Origin of the sequence: Allocoleopsis sp. (assembly GCF_036703385.1) — a bacterium.
Taxonomy (GTDB): Bacteria; Cyanobacteriota; Cyanobacteriia; order Cyanobacteriales; family Coleofasciculaceae; genus Allocoleopsis.
In genome coordinates this window covers 1-7696 of record NZ_DATNPA010000676.1, presented here as the reverse complement: position 1 = coordinate 7696, position 7696 = coordinate 1, and the positions used below count along the sequence as shown (strand labels likewise).

The following is a 7696-nucleotide window of genomic DNA, read 5'->3' as shown; positions in this document are numbered from 1 at the left end:
GACCCAACCGTACAGCAATCTCAATATACTCAGCCTCATCTTGGGCAATTGTCTCTGTCAGCCCCATCATTTTCAGAATTCCATAGGCGTGACGAGAGCGCATAAATTCTCCCGGACAGGTCACAATGGGTAAACCACAAGCGATCGCTTCTAGGGTTGTATTACCTCCCGACCAACACAAGGTATCTAGAAAAATCTTGGAAACTAAATTGAGATTGAAGTAATCTCTTCGCTCCAGTCTAGGCAGAACTACGCAATAATCTTCATAGTTCAAGTTGAAGCTAGCAAAGGCACGATTTAAACGCCTTCTAAATTGTGAATTAACAGCAGCAACAGGATGAGCAATGAAGGCAAATTGAGCCAGAGGGACACGCTGAGCTATTTGGGCAAAAATAGTGTCAAACTGAGGTAGATACTTAAATAAAGATTGGCAACAAAGATAAATAACAGCATCCTCATGCCAATGAAAGTCTGAACGACTTTTCCTCGGTTGAGTAACCAACGGTTTTTCATAACAAATTCCAGTATTAGGAAGACGAACCAACTGTTCACAATAGTGGCTTTGAGCATTTTCCGGTTCCATTAAATTACTCGATAAAAAGTAATCAATCGTTGGCAAACCAGATGTAACCGGATGTCCCCAGAATATACATTGTATGGGTGCTAAGCGTAACCCTGCAATGTAATTGGTCAGCGAGTCCATGCCAATGTCTGTAAAAACAAGAATATGCAGATGATCCGCAATCACCTGTTCACAAATGCTATTCATGTTGCCATATATATGATAAAATTTATCACTGCAATAGCGGAAGTTGTCAGTGATTAAATCCGATTTAGCACCAATATGATAGGTATAAATTTCAAACTGTTGTTTATCACAGTTTTTGAGCAAACCTAAGGTTAAAGACGCTACAGTATGTGTTCTGAAATGGGCTGATAGGTACCCAATGCGAATCTTTCCTTGGTTACTGAGCTGAGGCATGGCTAGAGGCGTCGCCCATTGAGGATAGATAGCTGCCATCACTCGATGCACAAATGTTCCATACTTTTGTTGGATTTCTCGGTCATTAAAACCCTGATAACTCAGGAAGAATGTGGTGGCACTTGCTGTTAATCCCGTTAAAGTCTGTCTGAGTCCCTCAGTAGTATTTAAGTTACTTGTTTGAATCAAATGATTGAGTCCTCGGCAGAATCGCTGACGCCAGATGAGAATCTGCTCCTGAGTATCATATAAAATAGGCAAAATGAGTTGGCTTTGCCAGTACGCTTCAACAAAATCGGGTTTTAGCTGTAATGCTTTTTGGAAGCAGCCAATTGCCTCATCCAGTTTATTTTGACTTGCTAAAGCTAATGCCAGCTTTTGATAAACTTCAGGATGATTGGGATGAAGAATTAGAGCTTGGTGGAAACAAGCAGTGGCTTCCTCAAATCGGCTCAGGTGCATTAGCGCCCAACCCAGCTTAAGGTAAGTATCAAGGAAATTTGGCTCTAAAGTAAGAGCTTGTTGATAGGAAGGAATCGCTTCTTCGTATCTACCCCGATTGAGAAGGACATTGCCTAAGTTGTAGTAGGCATCAGGAAGATTTGAGTTTAAAGAAATTGCTTGTTGGTAGCAGACGATCGCTTCTTCATGCTGACCTGAGGAGTATAGCGACGCGCCAAGTTGGAGATAGGCATCCACATAGTTGGGGTTGAGAGCAAGAACCCACTGATATTGAATAATCGCAGCTTCTAGCTGGTTTTGCTGCCTAAACAGATTGCCCAGATTGTAGAAGCTCTCGGGAATATCGGGTTTAATGGCGATCGCTTGCTGATAATGATCAATAGCCGCCTCGATTTGACCCTGATGTTGAAAGATATAGGCTAAGTTAGCGTGAGTCTCAGCATTGTTGGAATTAAGTGCGATCGCCTGTTGATAGTGTGTAATCGCAGCAGACAGATTGCCTTGTTGATGGAGAGCATAGCCCAGGTTGTAATGAGCTTCGGCATAGTCTGGCATCAGAGCGAGTAGCTGCTGATAATATGCGATCGCTTCTTCCAGCTTGCCGACTTGGTGAGCCATCCTACCGATCAGATCCAGAGCCTCAGTAGAATTCGGTTGCTCCTGAAGAATTTGCTGGCATATCAATTTAGCCTGAGATAAGTTACCAGCCTGGTAAAACTGGAAAGCGCTGACAATGGCTTCTGAGATACTACTCATTCACAAGGCTGCCCATCCCGACATTCTCTCACCCTATCAATCGAATGGTGCTGACTTAAAGTGCTTGTAGTAGCGATTTAGCGCAAAAAAGCACTCAACTGCAACTACAAACTGATGTTAAGTCAGTGCCATTCCCCTTAAACCTAAGATTATAACGGGGCTTTTCCCTGAGACTGTCGAAAAATTATAGGGATAACTATTCACAACGATAGATGACAATAATTTTTTCCAACACTTACTTGCCCGGTTCTATTTCTATCGGGATATCTATGTTTTTTACCGAGTTTTTTACTTTTTAGGCTTAACGTCTAAAGAAGAGTCCAAAGGACAGATTGCTCACGAAGGTGTGACAGGAATTAGCTCAAGTCAAAAAAGAGTTAGAAGCTGTATTAATCCAACCAAGGGTTCGCCGTCTACTTTTCGTGTAAAAGATTTTGAGAATTTTAGGAGGTATCGTTGTGAGACGGAAGTTTACCGCTTTCTCCCTAGTATTGGGGCTGACATTATTTCTAGGAGCCTGTAGTGACAAAGGAAACACTCCTTCAGGAGAAACTAGCACACCAAGCGGAACTAGCAGCACCGAAACGCCGAGTGGAACACAAGGAATGGATAGTTTGCCCTCACCCAGCAGCTCTGGGGATTTGCAGTCTCCTAGCACAGGGAAAAATTCCGCCTCACCCGGTGGCTCTAAGGATTTGCAAACACCTAGCAAATCCGATGCTACACCATCACCGAGTGCTACTTAAATAGGTAAGGCAGAGCAACACGAGGAAAGTAGCAAAATTGTAGGGTGTGAAAGCGTTGCTTAACGCACGACTATTTCGAGACTTTGGTGGGTTATGGCTGCCGCCTAACCCACCCTACACAAGCCCTATTGCAACTAGACTCGCTAAAGTAGCTGTGTAGGTAATTCTACGAACTATGAGAATTTTACTTGTAGAGGATGATGAGCGCCTTACCGATGTAATTGCAGAAGACCTCAGCGACCATCATTATGCGATCGAAGTTGCTGCTGATGGAGAGTTTGGTTGGGAACTCGTGAATAGTTTTACCTATGATTTGATTTTGCTAGATGTGATGCTGCCGAAGCTGGATGGGATAACCCTGTGCCAACGGCTGCGTTCCCAAGGCTGTTGTGTCCCGATTTTGATGGTAACAGCCAGAGATACGATTACGGACAAGGTTATGGGACTAGATGCTGGAGCTGATGATTATCTAGTCAAACCTTTTGATTTGCAGGAGTTATCAGCTCGCATTCGGGCTTTACTACGGCGGGGGATGTCTACATTACCGCCTGTTCTAGAGTGGGAAGGCTTGACTCTTGACCCCAGTACCTGTGAGGTCTTTTATGAAGGTTGCCTAGTGCCGCTCTCTCCCAAGGAGTATTCTCTGCTGGAGTTTTTCCTGCGCAATCGTCGCCGCGTGTTTAGCCGTGCTCAAATCCTCGAACACCTCTGGCCGTTTGAGCGACTACCCGAAGAAGCAACCGTTAAGGCTCACATTCGAGGTTTACGACAAAAATTGGAATCAGTTGGGGCTCCTAGCGATCTGATTGAGACAGTCTATGGTTTGGGTTATCGCCTCAAACAGACCTCCTAATAACATCTTCTATACTCAATGTAAAGATAATTTTTCGCTGATACAGAACTCCAGTTTCCGTTTCTAAAGGAGAGATGTAGCATAAAAAGAGATTGGTAGAACCCGATGTTTCAAGGTCTGCGCTGGCGTCTTCTCTTGTCTCAGTTGATGGTCATGGCGGCAATTTTGAGCGTCTTCGGTGCAGGGGTATATGTTTTTTTGAGTCGCAATCTCTATCGTCAACTGGATAAAAAGCTGCTGACTTTAGCCCAATCGGCGGCTCCCTCGCTTGTAGAGGTAAAAGATGAAGGAAGCCAACACCTCGATCAAGTTGACGAAGTTCCGTGGCGTGATATTTTCAATCGAGACAAACAAAGCTTGGAATGGTTCAACGCTGACGGGAAACTTCTAGCAAGCCGAGGGGTTCTTGAGCTTACGGTTCCGCCGAAAGTCGGTTCTCTGACTCTAAAGCGGATGAGAAAGCCGAATCAAGTTCGGACGTTTACGATTTCCGTCTTCAAGGATGGCTCGAAGCCCAACCATCCATACCTAGAAGGGTATATTCGAGCCAGTCAATCCACAGAGGATGTCGAAACAATCCAGTACCAATTGCTGTGGGGATTGGGAATGGGTGGAATGATGACTCTGGGATTGGTTGCGATTGGTGGGCTTTGGCTGACTCAAAATGCGCTCGAGCCAATTGAGAAAAGTTTTAGACAGCTTAAACAGTTTACCGCAGATGCGTCCCATGAGCTGCGTGGTCCTTTAAGCGTAATTCAAGCCTCTGTCGAAGTCATGCGGAATCATCCGGAGCGGATTCATCCCAAGGATGCTAAAAAGTTAGCTTCTATTGCTAGCGCCACGACTCAGATGAGCCACTTAGCCCAAGACTTACTCTTTTTGGCTCGGGCAGAAGCCGACGTGTCAAGTCCCGCTCATGAGTGGAAGCCGATTTCTCTGAATAGTATTTTGCAAAATTTGGTGGAATTGTTTGAAATCATTGCTCAAGAGAAGAAGATTACTCTCCAATATCAGTGTAGGGCAACGGTAGCTGTGATGGGAGATGAAGCTCAACTGACCCGTTTAATTTCCAACTTATTAGAGAATGCCCTGCAATATACTCTTCCTGCCGGTCAAGTTGTTCTGACTCTCGCCAAACACAGTCGTTTCGCCCTTGTCAGTGTTCAGGATACTGGCATCGGAATCGATCGCGAACAGCTACCGTTCATTTTTGATCGCTTCTGGCGTGCTGACAAAGCCCGATCGCGCCGAGAAGGGGGTACAGGTTTAGGACTTGCGATCGCGCAAACCATTGCTCATCGTCATGGGGGCAAAATTACTGTCACTAGCCAGGTTGGGGTTGGTAGCTGCTTTCAAGCCCGTCTGCCCTTGTGTACATAATCCGACAAGCGATCAATACTTTTTTGAGAAATCTCCTAGACCTTATCTAGTTTTTTACTTTTAAAGATTATTCTGAAGCCTAGCCAAACAAGCCGTCTAGTATTCCTCCTTTAAACCTCAAACTTGCTTGTGGCTTTGCTTATCAAGCATTGCGATCATCTTTGGCGCTGCCCCTTTGGGGCAATTGCCTTTGGCATCAGCAAAGCTGATCGCTTCTTTCTCCGGTTTTAAGCCAATCATTCATACTGTCAAACCGGATAGTGGTTGCCAAAGTGATTAGGGATTAGGAATTAGGATTGTGGGTTTTGACTCTCTGTTTCCGTCCCCAGCCACTCCCCTGACTACGTGTAGCATTCAGGATATTACCGAAATGAAAACTCGAACTCACTTGCTATTGGGTGTTCTTGGATTAAGCCTCTTTATCACACTTCCGGTACTTGCGCAAAAAAAACCAGCTCCAGATTCTTCAAATAGTACCCCCTCATCCGTCGAACCAGACGTTCCTGCTACAACCAAGCCAACCGTTCAAGATCGAGAAAAGCCCAATACATCTGTTGAGGCCGCACCAGTCGAACCAGACGTTCCTGCTACAACCAAACCAACCGTTCAAGATCGAGAAAAGCCGAATACATCTGTTGAGGCTGCACCAGCAGCCGGAAACCTGGTAGAAAAAGCCGCTAGCAGTCAGAACTTCCAGACTCTCGCCAAAGCCATTAAGGCAGCAGGATTAGAGGAAGCCTTGGCAGGGAAAGGGCCATATACCGTCTTTGCCCCTACCGATGCAGCCTTTGCTGCATTGCCACCAGGGATACTGGAACAACTGCTAAAACCAGAGAATAAAGAACTACTGAGGGAGCTATTAAAGCTCCATGTCGTGCCTGGTGCCGTCACTAGCGGTCAGATCCAGTCGGGAAATGTTGAGACCCTCGCTGGTACATCGGTGGCAGTACAAAAAGGTAAAGACGGTAAAGTCACTGTCAACGAGGCCAACGTGACTCAAGCCGACATTCAAGCTACTAATGGTGTGATTCATGGGATTGACCAAGTGATTCTGCCTAAAGAAACTCAGTCTCAATCACAAACGCAACCCAAACCAGTTCGTCAGAATTAAGTACAGACTTTCCTGAGTAGAGCAAACAGTTCCAGCCGCCCAGTCGTGTGACTGGGCTTTTTGTAGACAAAAGGTGCGAGAATTTCTGGCGCGATCGCACTGACTAGCTGGGCTGAGCAGGTCTAAATTGTTGATAGCTTGTTGAGACCGTCTATTATGGTAACCTGGTATATTTTTTTGACTTCTAGCCAAACATGATAGAAACGGGTCAAGCAACCCAGTTCCAGTACAACCCACTATACAAACCGAATCAGCTAATTTGCGGAACTGCTTCTTGCGCAGTGATTACCGGGTGGACTGTCAAAGGGGCAATCGCCAAAAAGTTACAACCTCACGAGTTTGCTGTCATTGGGCAGCTATACAGCCCAACTAGGGGAATCAGTCTCCTCATCCGCAATCTGCTAGTAAATCCCCATGTCCGCTTTTTAGTGGTTCTCAACGCGACGAAGGAAGATCGGAACGCTGGTGGGTGTCAGTGCTTGCTAGATTTCTTTCGCAATGGTTTTGAAGAGGGTTTTAGTGATACCGGGCGTCGCTGCTGGGTGATTAGTTCTCCCATTACTGGTTACATAGACTTTGAGATTGATGCTGGTGCGCTACAACAGTTGCGGCAATCAGTGGAATTCTCCGAAGCTCATTCAATTGCCGAAGCTGTGAGTCAGGTCAAGTCTCATGCTCTCCGGGATACTGTTGAGCCTTGGGGTATACCGTTAGAATTCCCTATGTCCAGTGCTGTCCCCACTGTATTACCTGGGCCACGCTACGGACATCGAATTGAGGGGCGGACGATTGCTGAGACTTGGGTCAAAATCATTCATCGCATTAAAACAACTGGAACGATTCGACCCACAGGCTACGATGGGCAATGGCAAGAGTTAATTGATTTGATGGCTGTTGTCACAGATGAACCACCTGGTTTCTATTTTCCAGAACCCAATTATCTGCCCTGCGATCGCGCTTTTATTGACGAGTACATCTCACAAATCCTAGACGATGCTCCCTATCGTGAAGGGCTGAAATACACCTACGGTCAGCGCCTCCGTAGCTGGTTTGGACGTGACCAAATTGAGCAAGTAGTTAAGAAGTTAATAGGAGAAATTGACGCTGCCAGTGCAGTTATGTCGCTGTGGGATGTCCAAGACCACGACAAAGGGGGTAGCCCTTGTCTTAATCACCTTTGGTTAAGAGTTGTAGAAAATGAACTATCTCTAACTGCAACTCTTCGGAGTAATGATATGTACATGGCTTGGCCTGCAAATGCAATGGGATTGCGTGCGTTGCAACAATATATTCGAGATGCGATCGCCTTGCGTTCTAGTTATGACCTGCGTTTGGGGCCACTAATTACTGTCAGTCAGAGTGCCCATATTTACGACGATACCTGGGAAAATGCAGACCAACTCATT

General features: G+C 45.7%; 7 protein-coding genes. 5 read left to right on the top strand and 2 right to left on the bottom strand.

All coding sequences use genetic code 11. From position 1 onward, the window contains the following. Positions 1-2200, bottom strand: a 2200-nt coding sequence (locus V6C93_RS31965) for a tetratricopeptide repeat protein (protein ID WP_333480717.1), incomplete at its 3' end; no start/stop codon positions are given. A 458-nt stretch (positions 2201-2658) separates the two neighbouring features. On the opposite strand from V6C93_RS31965, the gene V6C93_RS31960 reads away from it, so the two are divergent. From V6C93_RS31960 to V6C93_RS31950, 3 genes are all read left to right on the top strand, one after another. Next, positions 2659-2946: a hypothetical protein gene (locus V6C93_RS31960; protein WP_333480716.1), complete on the top strand. Its 288-nt coding sequence runs from the start codon at positions 2659-2661 to the stop codon at positions 2944-2946. 175 nt (positions 2947-3121) lie between these two features. Then, positions 3122-3799, top strand: coding sequence for a response regulator transcription factor (locus tag V6C93_RS31955; RefSeq protein ID WP_333480715.1), 678 nt, complete (start codon positions 3122-3124; stop codon positions 3797-3799). 105 nt (positions 3800-3904) lie between these two features. Beyond that, on the top strand, positions 3905-5179 hold the full coding sequence (locus V6C93_RS31950; RefSeq protein ID WP_333480714.1) for a HAMP domain-containing sensor histidine kinase: 1275 nt from the start codon (positions 3905-3907) through the stop codon (positions 5177-5179). 117 nt (positions 5180-5296) lie between these two features. Here V6C93_RS31950 and V6C93_RS31945 read toward each other — a convergent pair whose 3' ends face one another. After that, the gene (locus V6C93_RS31945) at positions 5297-5419 is read right to left on the bottom strand and encodes a hypothetical protein (RefSeq protein ID WP_333480713.1); all 123 of its coding nucleotides are present in this window, start codon (positions 5417-5419) and stop codon (positions 5297-5299) included. A gap of 130 nt (positions 5420-5549) precedes the next feature. Between V6C93_RS31945 and V6C93_RS31940 the strand changes: the two genes are divergently transcribed. Then, the gene (locus V6C93_RS31940; RefSeq protein WP_333480712.1) at positions 5550-6290 is read left to right on the top strand and encodes a fasciclin domain-containing protein; all 741 of its coding nucleotides are present in this window, start codon (positions 5550-5552) and stop codon (positions 6288-6290) included. Positions 6291-6484: 194 nt separating this feature from the next. Continuing rightward, a partial coding sequence (locus V6C93_RS31935; RefSeq protein WP_333480711.1) for a thymidylate synthase occupies positions 6485-7696 on the top strand: 1212 nt, incomplete at its 3' end.